This window comes from Streptomyces sp. NPDC107538, assembly GCF_055657445.1.
The window spans coordinates 42,667-58,208 of record NZ_JBVKAY010000011.1 but is presented as its reverse complement, the minus strand read 5'-3'; the positions used below and the strand labels follow the sequence as shown (position 1 = coordinate 58,208).

The window sequence follows — 15,542 nt, the reverse complement described above, 5'->3', positions numbered from 1 at the left end:
CGTCGCTCGCGTCCCGGTGATCAGGGTCCGCTCATGTCCAGGTCGGCGCGCACCAGATCGTGGTCCGAGTACGCGGACTGCCGCACCCCCTGCCGGAGCGAGGTGACGCCCCGCAGGAAGGTGTAGTCGAACTTGCTCTGCCAGTCGGTGGTCACCTCGCAGTCACCGTCGGCCGGGGGCCGGCACGCGGGGTCCGCGTCCGTGGCCAGGTTCCAGAGCGGGGTGAGTTCGGGGGCGTCCGGCACGGCGTTAAAGTCACCGAGGACGACGGCACGTTCGTACCGGGAGACGGCCGCGGCGAGCACCCGGACCTGGCCCTCCCGAACCGCTTCCTGACGCCGTTGGGCGAGGTGGGTGTTGAAGACCCGCACCGACCGGCCGCCCACCGTGGTCGTGACGGCCAGATAGCCCCGGTCCTCGGAGCCGCCGTCGGGGTACTCCACGCTGACGCGATCCGTCATCGGCGCCGCGGAGAGGACCGCCTGCCCGAAGCCTCCCGGGCTCCACGGTACTCCCCCGCAGCGGCCCCAGTGCCGCAGCACCGAGCCGTACTCGACGTGGTAGACGAGCCCGTGCAGGCTCTCCAGGTACTCCCGGATCCGCTCGACGTCCCGCACGCACGCTTCCTGCAGGCCGATGACCTGGGGCGCGTACGCGGCGATCTCCGCCGCCCGGTCGACGTTGCTCACATCGCAGGGGTTGCAGATGTTCCACGTCATGACCCGGTTCGGTACGACCTCCCGGACGGCGTCGGCGGGAAGCGACCGGGCGAACAGGCCGCCGCCCGGGGCGCTGGGGCCGACGAGCACCACACAGGCGAGGGTGACGGCTCCCGCGAGCCATCGCGTGCCCCATGCCGCCACCGTCGCCTCCTCGCTCGGATCCCCACCCGCGTCGATCCGGTGTGCCCTGGCACGAGACTAAGCGACGCGGCTGTGAGCGACACCCGCTCCCCTCCTTTCACCTCGGTCGCACGGTCACGGGGGCCGGCTTTGCGCGGAACTGCCGCAGGGAGGCGGGCTGTTCGGTGCTGCGGAGGCCGGGGACGAGGTGGGCGTCCCGTACCACCCGGGCCACCGTCCGCCCGACGTGGTCGAAGTGGCCCCGGGTGTACGTCCGGCGCGGAACGGCCAGCCGCAGCAGCTCGTACGGAGCGCTGGTGAGCGGCGCTCCGTGCTCGTCCTCGGTGCCCAGGTGGAGGGAGCCGAGTTCCACGGAACGGATGCCGCCCTTCCAGATACAGCCGACAGGCCAGTGCCTGGCCGGGGAACCGGTGCGGCGGGATGTGCGGCGGCAGCCGCTCGGCGTTGAGGTAGAGAGCGCGTGCAGTCCGGGCGGCTCCACGACGCCGGCGCCCGCCGACCGCACCAGGCCCGCCAGGTACGCGGTGTCCTCGGCCCGTGCGCTCAGATAGCGCGGGTCGGTTGACCTCGTGCAGGCCCCGGGCGACCATGTCGAGGTCACGGCCCGCCGGTCCGCCGTAGGTGGGGAAGCCCTCGGCGGCGATGAGCAACAGTTCGCAGCGGCGGGCGAGTTCGGGGTCGTCCAGGCCCAGGAAGCCGCCGATGTGGGCGATGCCGTCCTTCTTCGCACTCATCACACAGCCGTCGGCGAGCCGGAACGCCTCCTCGACGACCTGCCGGGAACTGCGGTCGCGGTACGCGGGCTCCCGCCGGGTGACCAGCCAGGCGTTCTCCGCGAACCGCGCGGCGTGCGCTCATCCGCTGCTGGCCCCGGCTGGGCCGCCGGCTGAACGAGGACCGGGACCGGCTGCGGCTGCGGCTGCGGCTGCGGCTGCACCAGGCGCTCACCGAGGCCACCGCCGCCTGGGAATCCCTGGGCCGGGGCCCCGACACCCTCTACCTCGGAATGCGTCCGGCCGCCGCGAAGGACCTTCCCGACGAGGCGCTGACCGTCCGGGAACACGCCTTCCTCGACGCCGGCGAGACCGCGGAACGGGCACAGGCCCTGCGCGCCCGCCACCACATCCGCCGGCTGCACCGCCTCGTCGCGGCCCTCGTCGCCCTGGCCACGACAACTTCGTCGACGCCCTCGCCTACAGCCGGGACGGCCGACGGCTCCCGCCCCGCCGAACGGGCCACCCTCACCGGCCTCTCAGGAGGCATCGCGGCCGTCCTCACCCCCGCCCAGTGGACCCGCCACTTCACCGGCCTCGCCCACGACCCCGCGTGCGCCGACCTCGACCAGTGGTACAACGAGGCTGTGTTCGGCAGTGCGCACAGCAGTCCGGAGTCGGGTCCAACGCGGGCCCCGGAAAAGGGAGTTGGGTGTGGCGGCAGAGAACATCGATGACGTCGTGGACGGGCTTGCCGAGGTCGTGCGGAAGGCGGCCCGTGACGGCGACCGGGTCGGCTACTTCGCGGCGCTGTACCGGCAGGTGACCGTCGAGGTCCGTACGGCCATCCATCAGGGGCTGTTCGACGACGGCGCACGGATGGACCGGTTCGACACGCATTTCGGCAACCGCTACTTCGAGGCGTACAACGCCTGGCGCCGTGACGGGAGCGGGCCGCGGTGCTGGCGTGAGACGTTCGGGCTGCTGGACGACACCGACACCGTCATCGTCCAGCACCTGGTGCTCGGCGTGAACGCGCACATCAACCTCGATCTGGCCGTCGCCGCCGCGCGCACCAGTCCGGGCGAGGACATCCAGGCGCTGCGGCGCGACTTCCTGCTGATCAACGACATCCTGGCCCGGGTGGCGCTGGGGGTGCAGGACTCGGTCGGTGCCGTGTCGCCGCTGCTGTCGCTGCTGGACCGGGTCGGCGCCCGCACCGACGAGCGGCTCCTCGACTTCAGTGTCCGCCAGTCCCGCGCGGAGGCCTGGCACAACGCCGTCCTGCTGGCCGGCCAGACCGAGCAGGAGCGCGAGGCGACCATCGAACGCCTCGACGTCCGCGCCGCCGTCCTCGCCCGGCTGATCGCCCGTCCGAGCGGTCTCGTCCGACCGGCCCTGCAACTGATCCGGAGCACCGAGAGCGACGACGTACCGGCCGTCATCGCCCACCTGAACAGCGCCGTCGAGGGAACGGCCTAGGCAGGCGAGACTCTCCATGACTCCCGGTGCCGTACGGCCGGCCGCGGTGAAGTGCCGCTGCCGCGGGTGGGGCCGAGCCACCGCCCACCCGCGGGAGCGGAGCCGTGGGACCCCGGGTGGTCCGGGGCGGGCCCTGGTGGGGATACTGGTGGGCGCACGTGCCCCTGCTTCCCGATGGACTTATGCCGACCTCCCGCACAGCCCGTCCCGTAACTCCCCCGACGGTGTGGCCGGCTCGCGGCCGCCACGTAGGACCCGACGCCGAAGACGTACTTCGTCGCACCCTGCGACAGCTCAAGGACAGCCAGGTCATCGACGACTTCCGGGAGGCGCCCGCCGCGGGCGACTCACCGGAGCGGGTCTTCGAGGCCCGCTGGCGGGTTCCCGACGAGGTGACCGTACGCGCCCGGCTGAGCCTCGCGCCCGACCTCGGCGGCGGGCGGGAGTGGACGCTGCTCGCGGAGGCGGAACAGCCGTGGGACCCGTCCTGGCCCTCCCCGGTCACCCGGTTCTGGCCGGAGTACGGCGACTGGGACCACGACGCCGCCACCGGCCTGTCGCTGAGTAGGATCAACGCCCTGCCCGAGGAGGACAAGGACATACGGCGACTGCTCAGGGAGTCGGGGCGCGGCGGATGGTGCGTCCATGTCGTCGTCCACGAGGCCATGACGACGGACGAACGCGGTCGGCTGCCCCTCGCGCGCTGGCTGTCGCCGGGCCTGCGCCACCGCGTCGTGGAACACCGGGCCGCTCCGCAGCAACTGCGGGTCGTGAACTGGGCGCTGCGGGACTTCGACGCGGAAGTGCCGCGCGGCGGCGCCGTGGTGCTGCCCGGCACGCCGGGCCCGGACGGCTACGACGCGGACGACTTCGCCGTACGGTCGGTGTTCCTGGACGGTTCGGAGCCGGTCGACCTCGTCCGGGCCGTGACGCGGTTCGCCGCGCTGCCCCGACCGCTGCCGGACGGCGCCGACGAGGCCCTGACCGCGCTCCGGGACGACTGGCAGCTGCTCACCATCGAGGAGGAACTCGTCCGGGAGCGGAAGCGGGTGGCCGCGTACGCCGAGGCGCTGGAGGCCATGACGAAGTCCCGGGACCTGTACCGGGAGGCCACCGAGCGCGCCCACGAGGCCCTCGCCGCCTACCGCGAGTCCGCCGAGGCCGCGCCTGCCGGGCCCACCGTGCCCGCGCAACAACCGTCCGGGACACCGGCGGCGACGGTGACGTCCGCGTTCCAGCAGTTCACTCGCACCCTGGAGCGCTGGAAGGGCGGCACCAAGGGCTCGGGGGCGGGAACCGACGCGGGTACGGGTCCGGCCGACCCGGAGCGCTAGGCCGGACACGGCCCAGGTCGTCGGGCACCTCGTTGGTGTCGAGGCGGGGCACGGGGTTGCCGCAGGCCGTGTCCCGGGTGGGGGTGGGTCGTTGAGCGGGCGATTGGATGATCTTGCTGTGTGGTCATCGCAATGGCTGCTCAGCAGGCCTATGAGAGGAGAAAGCGTGTCTCGTGTGGCGAAGTCGGTGACGGTGACCCTGGGGGTGGCGGGGTTCGTGCTCGCCGGTGCCGGAGTGGCGGGGGCCGACGCCGGTGCCCGGGGTGAGGCGCTGGGCTCGCCGGGTGTCGCCGCGGGCAACGCCGTGCAGGTGCCGGTGCACATCCCGGTCAACGTGTGCGGCAACTCGGTGAAGGTGATCGGGGTGCTCAACCCGACGTTCGGCAACGTCTGCAAGAACGACTGACGCTTCCGCGGCCGCACCGCGGCACGATGCCGGTGACCCGAGCCTTCTCGGGCCACCGGCGGGGGCGGAGCCCCACGAAGCCCTCCTGAGGGCTTGTTCTCCGTGGGCGGGTGCCTGGATGATCGTCGATCATGCGGGTCGACGAACTCAACGCCGGTGAGCGTCAGTTGTGGAACTCCTTCGCGCAGGGAGGCGCCGTCGATGTCCGCGACGCCCCGCAGCCGGAGGAACCCACCGTGCGGGCCGAGGTCGTCGCGGCGCTGCTGCTGGGCGTCGGCGCCGATCCCGCCCCGGGTGACCGCCCGGCGCTGCGCCTGACCGGCGCGCGCGTCACCGGCACGCTGGATCTGCGGTTCGCCGAGATCACCGTGCCGGTCGTCCTGGACGAATGCCGCTTCGACGAGGCACCGCTGCTCCGGGGCGCCAGGATCCGCGAACTGGCCCTCACCGGATGCGCCCTGCCGGGCCTCACGGCCGACACGGTCCAGGTCGACGGCCGGCTGGTCCTGTCCCGCTGCCGACTGACCGGCCCCCTCGTCCTCACCCGCGCCCAGATCCACAGCGATCTGGACCTCCGCGGCTCCACGATCACCGCGCCCGGGACCGAGGCGATATCCGCCGTCCATCTGGTCGCGGGCGGAGACCTGCTGTGCACCGACCTGACGGTCCGGGGAACGTTCCGCTGCTCGGGCGCCACCGTCTCCGGCGAGTTCGACCTGGAGGGCGCCTCCCTGCACCATCCCGGCGGCCACGCCCTGGACGCCTACCACGTCCAGATCGCCGAGGACTTCACCTTCCACCCGGGCTTCAGGGCCGAAGGCCGGATCATCCTCTCCGGTGCCACGGTCGCGGCAGCGATCGGCTTCTGCGGGGCCCGGCTGAACAACCCGGGCGACATCGCCCTGGAAGCGGTGGACGTCACCGTCGCCCGCAACTTCGACCTCGGCCGAGGCCTCCGGGTCGACGGCGGCATCACCCTCGACGGCAGCAGCGTCGGCACCCGGCTCAGCTTCCACGACTCCACGCTGGCGAACCCGGACGGGACCGCGCTGTCCTTGCGGCTGACCCAGGCCCGGGTGACCGATCTGCGCACCCGGCAGCCGATCGCCGGCACCGTCGACGCGAGCGGCGCCCGCCTGGGCACCCTGTACGACGCCCCCGACACCTGGCCCGCCGACCTCCGGCTGGCCGACACCACCTACGACGCCCTCGCCACGCCCCTGACGGCCCCCGAACGGCTGGACTGGCTCCGGCACGGCGCCGACACCTACCTGCCGCAGCCGTACGAGCAGCTCGCGGCCACCTATCGACGGCTGGGGCACGAGGGCGAAGCCCGTACGGTGCTCCTCGCCAAGCAGCGCCACCACCGTGCCTCGCTCCCCCTGCCCTCCCGCCTCTGGGGCTACGTCCAGGACGCGACCGTCGGCTACGGCTACCGCCCGCTCCGTGCCGGCCTCTGGCTCGCCGCGCTGCTCGTCTGCGGGGCGGTCTTCTTCGCGGCGCACCCTCCGGAGCCCCTCGAAGCGACGAAGGCACCGCCGTTCAACGCCCTCGTCTACACCCTCGACCTCCTCATCCCGATCCCCGCCTTCGGCCAAGACCTCGCCTTCGCCCCCCACGGCCCCGCCCAATGGCTCGCCCACACCCTCACCGCCACCGGCTGGATCCTCGCCACCACCACCGCCGCCGGAATCTCCCGAGCGATCAACCGCCAGTGACGGCCCAGAAAAGCGGTTGGCCGAGCCGGGGCTCCGCAGTTGAATGCGGCTGTGGAGAACACCTGGACACCGGCCCATCAAGCCGTGGAGGACGAGGACGCGGAAACCCTGGCCCGGCTACTGGCTCAGGGTGTCGATCCCGACGAGGTGTGCGACAACCTGACGCTCCTGACACACGCCATCGACACCGAGGGCGACGGCGCGCTGCAGAGCGGCCACCGGCTCACCGTGCATACCACCGCCGTGCTCCTGGCATTCGGCGCCGACCCACAACTCCCGGACCCTGACGGGCAAACGCCCATGGACATCGCCGTTCACTACGGCCATGACCTCGCAGCCGGGCTGTTGCGGCGCCACATCGGCGAGTGAGCCATGACCGATACTAAGTGAATTCACTTCAATCACACCCCGAGGGCTGGCACTCCCGACCACCATCAGGCAACCTGGTAGACCTGCTAGAGCAAGCGACCTGCGTACGGCCGCCTCGGCACGACATGAAGTCATCTCAGGCGCAGGGAAGGGGCTGGGTGCGGATGTCGGATGAACAGGTGGTCGATCTGCTCGTCATCGGGGCGGGGATGGCGGGGCTGACCGCGGGTGCGAGGGCCGCGCGGGAGGGGCTGTCCGTCGTGGTCACCGAGATCGGCGACGACGTCGGCGGGTCCGCACGCTACGCCGGGTACGCCTGGACCGCGCCGAGCCACGAGGTCATGGAGCGGCACAACCCGCACGGCGAGACCTCCCTCAAACGCGCCCTCGTGGACCGCTTCGCGGACGGCATCGCCTGGATCAGGAGCACGGGGGTCGACGTCAAGGACGCTCAGACCGTCCTCGGCTTCGGCCGCGGGCACCAGTTCGACACGAACCACTACGTGGACACCTGCCGCCGTATCGTCGTCGCGGCGGGGCGCGAGGTCCTGACGAACACCGACGCCGAACGGCTCCTGCTGGAGGACGGGACCGTGACCGGGGCGGAGCTGATCACGGCCGACGGGACGCGACGCGTCGTACGCGCCACCTCCACCCTGCTGGCCACAGGCGGCTTCCAGGGCGACGTAGAGCTCCGCAACAAGTTCGTCCATCCCCACGCCGACCGCATGGACCTGCGCTCCAACCCGCACAGCCGCGGCGCCGGATACCGCCTGGCAGCCTCCGCCGGAGCGGCGACCGGGCACACCGGGGCCGGCTTCTACGGTCATCTCGTCCCGCGCGGCGTCCCGTTCGCGGACCCGTCCGACTTCGTCGACCTGTCGCTCTACTACAGCGAGCACGCACTGCTGCTCAACCTGCGCGGCGAGCGGTTCACCGACGAGACACTGGGCGACCACCTCACGACGATGGCGCTGCTGGAGCAGCCCGAGAGCCGAGGGCTGCTCATCGCCGACGCGCGCGTCTTCCGCGACTGGGTGGTGGGGTCGTACGTGGAGGGCGCGGTCGCCGTCGACAAGTTCGCGCTGGCCACCAAGCGGGGCGGGCGGACCGGCTTCGCGGAGAGCCTCGACGAGCTCGACCACCTGCCCGAGGAATGGGGCTACGACGGACCGGCCGTCCACGCGGCCGTCGCCGAGTTCAACGCGAGGGCGGCAGCGGGCCGGGCCCTGACACCGGACCGGCTGCTGGACCGGGCACCGCTCGACCAGCCGCCCTACTACGTCATCGAGGCGGTGCCCGCCATCACCTTCCCGTTCCACGGGGTGCGCGTCGACGACCGGGCCCGCGTCCTGGGCGAGGACGGACACCCCGTCGCAGGGCTCCTCGCCGCCGGCTCGGACACCGGCGGCCTGTGGCACCGGGCGTACGCCGGCGGCATCGCGTCGGCCCTCGTCTTCGGCCTCACGGCGACCGAGACGGCGACCGAAACGGCGGCAGAGTAGGGGCCCCGCAAGGCCACCCGCAGACAGGCCCGGAGCATCACTTGAACTTTCAAGCATGTCCGGCCAGGATCATGTTTGAGTCAATGCACGTCGCGGTCGCGGCCCTGGCGGTCACCGCCTTCCGCAAGGTCATGCCGCTGAGCTGACGACCTCGCCGCCCTCAGCCGGTGTGCAGGACCCGGAAGCGGTCGGGTCGCGCCGGATCGCGGTCGACGACCTGGATCGGCGGGCCGGCCCACTGCCAGACGCCGATGCCCGGTGTGCGGGAGAACCGGATCCGCCCGCGCGTGCCGTCGACCGCGGCGCGCGGCCAGGACTCGGCGACACGCGCCGGGTCCGTGCCGTACCCACGCAGTGCCTCGGCGAGGACGGCGACCGTGTCGTAGCCCTCGAAGGCGACGAAGGAGGGCGCTGTGCCCAGCCGCTCGCCCAGCGTCTTCTCCACGCGTGCGCCGAGGGGGCTGAGGCGCTCGGGCAGGTAGCGCAGGAACGGGATCCCGGCACCGAGTTCACCCAGCGACGTCGCCCAGGAGTCGAACTCCGGCTGCCCGGCCGGAGCACCGAGCATGACCTCCGCGAGGCGTCGGTCGCGGCGGACGGACTCGACGATCGGCACGGCAGATTCCGGGTGACCGACCAGAAGGAGGAGCGCCGTCGCGCGCTGCTCGACGAGTGCGTCGCACACCGCCGCGGGCGCGAGCGCGCTCATGTCGAGTTCGATGACGGTGGCGCCGCGCGGGGTGAGGTGGTCACGCAGGATGCGGGTCCCGGCGGCCCAGTAGACGCTCGGCTGGGTCGCCACCGCGATACGGCTGTGGCCCGCGCCGAGGAGGAAGTCGGCGTAGGTCCGCCAGCCCCGGGACTGCGGCGGGGAGAGGCGCGCGACCCATTCCGTCGGCTGCTCGGTGAGCGCGTCGAGCACCGCCGACGAGCAGAGGTACGGCAGCCCGAGGGCGTCGGCCTGCGTGGCGGCGGCTCGCGCGACGACGCTGTGGTACTCCCCCGCCAACGCGACCACACCGAGCCGGGACAGCTCGTCCACGGCCGCCGCGGCCTTCTGGGGATCCGCGGCGGTGTCCCGGACCACCAGCTCGACCGGCCTGCCACCGATCCCACCGCTGCCGTTGACATCGCGCACGGCCAACTCCAGCCCGGCGAGCAGGTGTTGACCCGCCTCGACCCAGCCGGGCCGGGTCAACGGCGCGAGGGCGCCGATCCGGACGGGCGACCGGTCGGCCGCCTCGGTCCCGCGGTGGGCGTTCGTCTCGTCCCGCTGGGGCGGGCTCGCGTCGGTGACCATGGCACACATTCTGCCCATGGGCCTCCGTGTCCGTGAGAGCCTTGCGTCGATCATGATCGGCGGGGAGCCCGGAGGACAAGGCATGACCATCAACCGACCTGGCCTGCCCGGGGACTTGCCGTCTGCGGAGGTGCTGTGGGCGCGCTGGGCGCTCGTCGCCGTACTGGAGGCCACCACGGCGGACGAGCGGGAGGGTCATCACCGCAACGGAACCTGGGTGGACGACGAGGGGCTCCATCTGGACGACTCCGGCTGCACCTGGTGGGGCTTCGCCCGGCGGGGCGAGGGCCGGTATGTGCTCTTCGGCGAGGACGAGTCGAGCGGCGTCAAGTGGCACGAGCCGCCGGTCGACATGTTCGCGGGCGCCCCCGACTGGCTTCCCCACGAGCAGCTGCGGGACCTGCTGAGCGGCAGTCAACTGGGCTGCGTCTACTGGTACGAGAACGGCGCCTGGGCCCGGGCCCCGTATCCGACGTCCCTGGACGACGACGGCCTCGACTGCGGAATGAGCCGCTTCGTCGACCGGAAGGACGTGCTGAGGACCGTCGCCGACGAGGACCACGGCGCCATGCCGACCCACGACGCCGAGACCCTGCTCGGCCACGCCGAGACCTACCGGCTGTCCCCGGCCCTCGTGATCTCCCTCGTCAACGAGCCCGACTGGCGAGAGCTGGACCGGCCCGCCATGACCCGGGCGCTGGAACTCGCGGGCCTGAACCGGGCGTTGCCCCACCCGGGGTGACCGGAGCTCTCCGCGCTACTCGTGGCGTTCCCAGGTCTGACCGCCGTCCTCCGAGATCCACAGCCCCTCGCCCTTCACGAGGTCGTACGTCGATGTCGTCGCGTCGGCGATGCCGTAGAGCGTGGTGCCCTCGACGGTCAACGACGTGAAGGGCGCCGGCGTCTCGAACTCGTGGAAGGTCTTGTCGGTGGGGTCGTCGGCGAGCCAGTAGCGGCCGCCTTCCTCACCGACGAGCAGCCGTCCGTCCGCGAGCACCTCCAGGATCAGCAGGTCGGAACCAAGGTTCAGGCTGTCCCAGGGAATGCCGCCGTCGACGACCGTGCTCCAGGACGCGCCGTCGTCCGTCGTCACCAGCAGGCCGCGCACGCCTTCGTCGGTGGCCAGGGACAGCGCCACGGTGCCGTCCCGTGCGGTGAGACCGTCGCCCGAGTACTCCTTCGGGACGGCCTTGGAGCCGAGGGTGCGCCCGTCGCGCCGCCAGACGACACGGTTGGGCTCGTCGCTGAGGGGCTGCTCCAGGCTCCAGACCGTGCCCCGCTCGTCGACGGCGAGGCCGACGGAGTCGTCGGAGACATCGGCCGGGGGCGCGAGGGTGCGCGTGGCGGGGCGGTAGACGAGGGCCGGTTCGCGTTCGGAGAACATGAGGTCACCGGCCCGGACACGCGACGGGGTCTCGGCGACGACGACCTCGTGCCGCTTGCCGCGTTCGTCGAGGCCGGTCCCCTCCTCCGGCGGCAGGCGCACGAAGCCGCCGGGCACCGCCTTGTACGCGGCCCGCACATCCTCCGCGTTCGCGTGTTCCGCGTGCTCGGCGACCGTACGGCCGTCGGGGCCGATGATCCGCCAGGCGGTGGCGGCCGGCCCCTCGTCGTCCTCGACGTTGCCGGCGTCGTACGTCAGCAGGAGCGAGCCGTCGTCCGCGCGGGTCACGCCGGTCGGTGCGCCGGCCATCTCGATGACGTCGGCGGGACTCGGGCGGGCCTCCTCGATGACCCGCTTGTACTTCGCCTCACGGCTCTCGGGGCCTTTCTCGGCGGAGCCCTTCTCGGCGGAGGCGCTCTGGCCGCAGCCGCTCAACGCCACCGCCATCACCACCGCGCCCGCGACGAGCCCGGCCGCCCGCCGCCCCCGCCCTCTCAGCCACCCCATAGCCACCTCATTGCCGCATCGTGCCCCGGAGCGCCGACCGGCCTGGCGGCAGCTCGCACGCCCCGGGCCCTTCGAACTGTGCGGCAGATCATGCCAGTCGCAGGGGCGTCATACGTAAGGCTGCCCGCCGTACTCGCTCATCGCGTCGATGAGCCAGCGGGCCAGGTGGTCGGCGAACGAGGAGCGGGGGAAGAGGCGGTACGTCGGGGTGTCGTCGACCTGCCAGAGCAGGACGGCGACGGGTCCGACCGTGGTGGACACCGCCTGACCGGGAGCGAAGGCCCGGGGGTGGAGGTCGAGCGGGCAGCCCTTCTCCAGGACCTCGCGGGCGGCCGGGCCGGTCAGCTCCAGGGTGGTGCGGTTGGCCGAGATGTCGACGACCGAGCCCGGGGCGTCCGCGAGTGCCTCCCTCAACTCGGCGGCCACGGTGGCCGCTTCGGTGTGGGAGAGCACGAGCCACTCGTCGGGTCCGAGCCACAGGACCGTACGGGTGCCCGAGGTGGTGGTCTGCCCGCACCGCGCCGGGAGCGGCGCGCCCAGGGTCTTCGCGATCCGGTCGGCCGCCTCGGACTCGGGGTCGACCCGGACATTCACCATGGTGAGACACGGCCACTCGGTCAGCTCGACGCCTCGGGCGCCGGTGACGGCGGCGGCCCGCATCCGCTCCTCCAGATGGGCCAGCGGACTGCTGCGCAGGGCCACCGGGCCCGTCCCCGCGCTCCCGCTCGTGTCGATCATCGGCTCAGCCATCTCGCTTGGTCCCTTCGGGGTCGTAGAGGACGAAGTCGGCCACCTCGACCGGCACCAGTCGCTCGCCCACCGGGGCGAGAAGGGTCTCGCCGATCCTGGCCCGCCCGTCGGCGACGAGGGCAAGGGCGAAGGGGCGGCCGAGGGCCGGACTGTGGTAACTGGAGGTGACGTGGCCGAGCATCGGGACCGGCACGGTCTCCAAGGAGACGTCCGGCGCGACCAGTTGGGTGCCTTCCGGCAGCCGGGTCGTACGGTCGGCCGGCAGCAGGCCGACCAGTTGCTTGCGGTCGGTGCGGGAGGTGTCGGCGCGGGCGAAAGACCGCTTCCCGATGAACTCCTTCTGCTTCGACACCACCCAGGACATCCCCGCGTCCTGCGGGGTGACGGTGCCGTCGGTGTCCTGCCCGACGATGATGTACCCCTTCTCGGCCCGCAGGACGTGCATGGTCTCGGTGCCGTACGGGGTGATGTCGTACGGCCGGCCGATCGCGTACACCTCCTCCCAGACCGCCAGGCCGTACCAGGCCGAGACGTTGATCTCGTAGGCGAGTTCGCCGGAGAAGGAGATCCGGCAGATCCGGGCGGGGACGCCGGAGGCGAGGGTGGTCTCGCGGAAGGACATGAACGGGAAGGCGTCGTTCGACAGGTCGACGTCCGGGGCCAGATGGGCCACGACCTCGCGCGACCGCGGGCCGACGACCGCGATGGTCGCCCACTGCTCGGTCACCGAGGTGCAGTGGACGTCGAGTTCTGGCCACTCGGTCTGCAGCCACTCCTCCAGCCAGTCCAGGACGTTCGCGGCACCGCCGGTCGTCGTGGTCATGAAGTAGCGGTCGTCGTCGAGGCGCAGGGTCACACCGTCGTCGAAGATCATGCCGTCGGGCTTGCACATGACGCCGTAGCGGGCGAGGCCCGGCTTGAGCTTCTTGAAGGCGTTGGTGTAGATCCGGTTGAGGAACTCGCCCGCGTCCGCGCCCCAGATCTCGATCTTGCCGAGGGTGGAGGCATCCATGAACGCCACCCCCTCCCGGGCCGCCCGGCACTCGCGGGCCACGGCGGTGTCCATGTCCTCACCGGCCCGGGGGTAGTACCAGGGCCGCTTCCACTGCCCGACGTCCTCGAACTCCGCGCCCTGCGCGACATGCCAGCCGTGGATCGACGTGGTCCGCTCGGGGTCGAACAGGTCGCCGCGCTCCCGTCCGGCGAGGGCGGCGAAGGCCACCGGTGCGTAGGGCGCCCGATAGGCGGTCGTGCCGATCTCTCCCAGTGAACCGCCGAGGGCCTCGGCGATCACCCCGATCGCGTTGACACCGGAGGTCTTGCCCTGGTCGTTGGCGGTGCCGAGCGAGGTGTAGCGCTTGACGTGCTCGACACCGCGCATGCCCGCGCCGGTCGAGCGCCACACGTCGGCGACGGTGACATCGCGCTGCAGGTCGACGAAGTGGGTGTCCCAACCGCCGGGTTCGCCGTCGGGGCCCGGCACCAGCCACAGGGCGCGCACCACCTCGGCCCGCGTCTCCTCGGCCCGCGTCTCCTCGCCCCGCGTCTCCTCGGGCGCGAGCGTGGGCACCGGCACCGGGAACCCGGCGTCCGTGGCGGCCCGCGCGCCCGCGTGCGCCCCCTCGGCCAGGCAGCCGTCGAGGCCGTACGTCCCGCGCGCCGCGCCCACGACCCGCTGGTCCCGGACGGTGCCGTCGGGGACGAAGGCGACCAGGTCGGCGTCCCAGCGCAGCTTGCCCTGGCGCTGGCTGTGCAGATGCACGACCGGGCTCCAGCCGCCGGAGACGGCGAGCAGATCGCAGTCGAACGACTCGGCCTGACCGGTGAGCAGTCCGTCCGCGTCGAGGCCCTGGACGGTGACGCCCGTGAGCCGGACGTCCCCCCGGGTGTCGACCACCGTGCTGCCCGTCAGCACCCGTACCCCGGTCGCCACGGCGATCTCGGCGGCGCGGTGGGACAGTTCGGGGCGCGCGTCCACGACGGTGGCGATGTCGACGCCGGCGGCGTGGAGGTCGGCGACGGTGTCGTAGGCGCTGTCGTTGGTCGTGCTCACTACGGCGCGTGAGCCCGGGGCCACGGCGTACCGGTTGAGGTAGGAGCGCACGGCGGCGGCGAGCAGCACGCCGGGGCGGTCGTTGCCGGCGAAGACCAGCGGGCGTTCGTGCGCGCCGGTCGCCAGGACCACCTGGCGGGCGCGGATGTGCCACAGCCGCTGGCGCGAGACGCCCGAGGACGGCTCGGGGGCGTCGGAGCCGAGGTGGTCGGTGCGCCGCTGGAGGGCCAGCAGGTAGTTGTCGTCGTACGAACCGAAGGCCGTGGTGCGGTGCAGGACCACGGCTTCGGGCGCCGCGTCGAGGGCCGCGCGCACTTCGGCGACCCACTCCAGAGCGCTCTGCCCGCCGACCCGTTCGGTGCGTCCGGAGAGCAGGGAGCCGCCGGGCTCGGGCTGGTCGTCGACGAGGATCACCCGGGCGCCGGAGCCCGCGGCGGCGGCAGCGGCGGCGAGTCCGGCCGGTCCCGCGCCGACGACCAGGACGTCGGTGTGGACGAACTTCTTGTCGTAGACGGCGGGGTCCGGGGTCGGGTCGAGGCGGCCCATCCCGGAGAGCGTGGTGGCGGACAGGCCGTCGTACAGCTCCACGGTGGTGGCCGGGAGCATGCCCTCCGAGCAGGAACCGCCCAGCTGCAGAAGGGCGTTGGGCTCCTCGACACCCGCGGCGACGATGCCGCGCGGGCGGCCCCGGTAGAGCGACGGGGCGACCTCGACGACGCCGTTCGCGAGCATCGCCGAGGCGACGGTGTCGCCGGGGTGGCCGGTCAGTTCCCGTCCGTCGACGGTGAAGCGCAGCACGGTGTCGTGGTCGACGCGTCCGCCCTGCCGGAGCCGGAAGTGCTGGTCGGTCATCGGTTCCCTCCGGCCTGGGGCAGTTCGGGGCGGGGCTCGTCGAGCCGGTAGGTGGACAGGACCTCGTAACTGACGGTGTCGCGCAGCACGTTGAACCAGCGGCGGCAGCCGGTGCCGTGCATCCACCGCTCGGCGAAGGGGCCCTTGGGGTTGTCGCGGTAGAAGACGTACTCGGCCCACTGCTCGTCGGTGAGGTCGGCGGGGTTCTCGGGGTAGGGGACGTGGGCCTGGCCGCCGTAGTGGTACTCGGTCTCGTCCCGCGGCCCGCACCATGGGCAGGTGATCAGCAGCACGGTGTTCTCCTCG

Annotated in this window: 15 protein-coding genes and 1 pseudogene; 8 read left to right on the top strand and 8 right to left on the bottom strand. The window is 72.5% G+C overall.

The genetic code is table 11. From position 1 onward, the window contains the following. Positions 1 to 20 precede the first annotated feature (20 nt). The 3 genes and pseudogenes from ACZ7MG_RS31745 to ACZ7MG_RS31735 form a co-directional block, all read right to left on the bottom strand. Positions 21 to 863 (bottom strand): endonuclease/exonuclease/phosphatase family protein, encoded by an 843-nt coding sequence (locus ACZ7MG_RS31745; RefSeq protein ID WP_471381361.1) that lies wholly within the window; start codon positions 861 to 863, stop codon positions 21 to 23. Between the two features lie 97 nt (positions 864 to 960). After that, positions 961 to 1,464, bottom strand: a complete 504-nt coding sequence (locus tag ACZ7MG_RS31740; protein ID WP_471381359.1) for a hypothetical protein — start codon at positions 1,462 to 1,464, stop codon at positions 961 to 963. Positions 1,465 to 1,525: 61 nt separating this feature from the next. Further along, positions 1,526 to 1,684: pseudogene (locus tag ACZ7MG_RS31735) on the bottom strand (tyrosine phenol-lyase); the annotation flags it as partial. Between the two features lie 185 nt (positions 1,685 to 1,869). On the opposite strand from ACZ7MG_RS31735, the gene ACZ7MG_RS31730 reads away from it, so the two are divergent. The 7 genes from ACZ7MG_RS31730 to ACZ7MG_RS31700 all read left to right on the top strand — a co-directional run bounded on the left by ACZ7MG_RS31730 (position 1,870) and on the right by ACZ7MG_RS31700 (position 8,390). Beyond that, on the top strand, positions 1,870 to 2,313 hold the full coding sequence (locus tag ACZ7MG_RS31730; protein ID WP_471381357.1) for a hypothetical protein: 444 nt from the start codon (positions 1,870 to 1,872) through the stop codon (positions 2,311 to 2,313). Next, positions 2,291 to 3,058 (top strand): DUF5995 family protein, encoded by a 768-nt coding sequence (locus ACZ7MG_RS31725; protein WP_471381356.1) that lies wholly within the window; start codon positions 2,291 to 2,293, stop codon positions 3,056 to 3,058. Before ACZ7MG_RS31730 ends, ACZ7MG_RS31725 begins: the two co-directional genes overlap by 23 nt. A 182-nt stretch (positions 3,059 to 3,240) precedes the next feature. Next, the gene (locus ACZ7MG_RS31720; protein ID WP_471381355.1) at positions 3,241 to 4,392 is read left to right on the top strand and encodes a hypothetical protein; all 1,152 of its coding nucleotides are present in this window, start codon (positions 3,241 to 3,243) and stop codon (positions 4,390 to 4,392) included. A 166-nt stretch (positions 4,393 to 4,558) separates the two neighbouring features. Next, positions 4,559 to 4,798, top strand: a complete 240-nt coding sequence (locus tag ACZ7MG_RS31715; RefSeq protein WP_471381353.1) for a chaplin — start codon at positions 4,559 to 4,561, stop codon at positions 4,796 to 4,798. 131 nt (positions 4,799 to 4,929) lie between these two features. After that, positions 4,930 to 6,516, top strand: coding sequence for an oxidoreductase (locus tag ACZ7MG_RS31710; RefSeq protein WP_471381351.1), 1,587 nt, complete (start codon positions 4,930 to 4,932; stop codon positions 6,514 to 6,516). Positions 6,517 to 6,567: 51 nt separating this feature from the next. Continuing rightward, a complete protein-coding gene (locus tag ACZ7MG_RS31705; protein WP_471381348.1) occupies positions 6,568 to 6,885 on the top strand; it encodes an ankyrin repeat domain-containing protein in 318 nt (105 codons plus the stop codon). A gap of 164 nt (positions 6,886 to 7,049) precedes the next feature. Further along, positions 7,050 to 8,390: an FAD-dependent oxidoreductase gene (locus tag ACZ7MG_RS31700; RefSeq protein ID WP_471381347.1), complete on the top strand. Its 1,341-nt coding sequence runs from the start codon at positions 7,050 to 7,052 to the stop codon at positions 8,388 to 8,390. Positions 8,391 to 8,550: 160 nt separating this feature from the next. On the opposite strand, the gene ACZ7MG_RS31695 is transcribed toward ACZ7MG_RS31700, so the two are convergent. Beyond that, the gene (locus tag ACZ7MG_RS31695; RefSeq protein WP_471381747.1) at positions 8,551 to 9,699 is read right to left on the bottom strand and encodes an ABC transporter substrate-binding protein; all 1,149 of its coding nucleotides are present in this window, start codon (positions 9,697 to 9,699) and stop codon (positions 8,551 to 8,553) included. Positions 9,700 to 9,772: 73 nt separating this feature from the next. On the opposite strand from ACZ7MG_RS31695, the gene ACZ7MG_RS31690 reads away from it, so the two are divergent. Beyond that, positions 9,773 to 10,432 carry a hypothetical protein gene (locus tag ACZ7MG_RS31690; protein WP_471381345.1) on the top strand — a complete coding sequence of 220 codons (660 nt, stop codon included), beginning with the start codon at positions 9,773 to 9,775 and terminating at the stop codon, positions 10,430 to 10,432. A 15-nt stretch (positions 10,433 to 10,447) separates the two neighbouring features. Here ACZ7MG_RS31690 and ACZ7MG_RS31685 read toward each other — a convergent pair whose 3' ends face one another. The 4 genes from ACZ7MG_RS31685 to ACZ7MG_RS31670 all read right to left on the bottom strand — a co-directional run bounded on the left by ACZ7MG_RS31685 (position 10,448) and on the right by ACZ7MG_RS31670 (position 15,529). After that, entirely contained in the window at positions 10,448 to 11,581 is a 1,134-nt protein-coding gene (locus tag ACZ7MG_RS31685; protein ID WP_471381343.1) for a beta propeller repeat protein, read from the bottom strand. Between the two features lie 108 nt (positions 11,582 to 11,689). Then, positions 11,690 to 12,331: a sarcosine oxidase subunit gamma gene (locus ACZ7MG_RS31680; protein ID WP_471381341.1), complete on the bottom strand. Its 642-nt coding sequence runs from the start codon at positions 12,329 to 12,331 to the stop codon at positions 11,690 to 11,692. Continuing rightward, positions 12,324 to 15,236 carry a sarcosine oxidase subunit alpha family protein gene (locus tag ACZ7MG_RS31675; protein ID WP_471381339.1) on the bottom strand — a complete coding sequence of 971 codons (2,913 nt, stop codon included), beginning with the start codon at positions 15,234 to 15,236 and terminating at the stop codon, positions 12,324 to 12,326. The genes ACZ7MG_RS31680 and ACZ7MG_RS31675 overlap by 8 nt, the downstream gene beginning before the upstream one ends. Further along, the gene (locus ACZ7MG_RS31670; RefSeq protein WP_471381336.1) at positions 15,233 to 15,529 is read right to left on the bottom strand and encodes a sarcosine oxidase subunit delta; all 297 of its coding nucleotides are present in this window, start codon (positions 15,527 to 15,529) and stop codon (positions 15,233 to 15,235) included. Before ACZ7MG_RS31670 ends, ACZ7MG_RS31675 begins: the two co-directional genes overlap by 4 nt. Positions 15,530 to 15,542: the final 13 nt, after the last annotated feature.

Bases quoted from the DNA above. Each gene is read 5' to 3' on its own strand.
- ACZ7MG_RS31730 (WP_471381357.1), top strand. From the start codon at position 1,870: ATGCGTCCGGCCGCCGCGAAGGACCTTCCCGACGAGGCGCTGACCGTC.
- ACZ7MG_RS31720 (WP_471381355.1), top strand. From the start codon at position 3,241: ATGCCGACCTCCCGCACAGCCCGTCCCGTAACTCCCCCGACGGTGTGG.
- ACZ7MG_RS31710 (WP_471381351.1), top strand. From the start codon at position 4,930: ATGCGGGTCGACGAACTCAACGCCGGTGAGCGTCAGTTGTGGAACTCC.
- ACZ7MG_RS31700 (WP_471381347.1), top strand. From the start codon at position 7,050: ATGTCGGATGAACAGGTGGTCGATCTGCTCGTCATCGGGGCGGGGATG.
- ACZ7MG_RS31695 (WP_471381747.1), bottom strand. From the start codon at position 9,699: ATGTGTGCCATGGTCACCGACGCGAGCCCGCCCCAGCGGGACGAGACG.
- ACZ7MG_RS31690 (WP_471381345.1), top strand. From the start codon at position 9,773: ATGACCATCAACCGACCTGGCCTGCCCGGGGACTTGCCGTCTGCGGAG.
- ACZ7MG_RS31685 (WP_471381343.1), bottom strand. From the start codon at position 11,581: ATGGGGTGGCTGAGAGGGCGGGGGCGGCGGGCGGCCGGGCTCGTCGCG.
- ACZ7MG_RS31680 (WP_471381341.1), bottom strand. From the start codon at position 12,331: ATGGCTGAGCCGATGATCGACACGAGCGGGAGCGCGGGGACGGGCCCG.
- ACZ7MG_RS31675 (WP_471381339.1), bottom strand. From the start codon at position 15,236: ATGACCGACCAGCACTTCCGGCTCCGGCAGGGCGGACGCGTCGACCAC.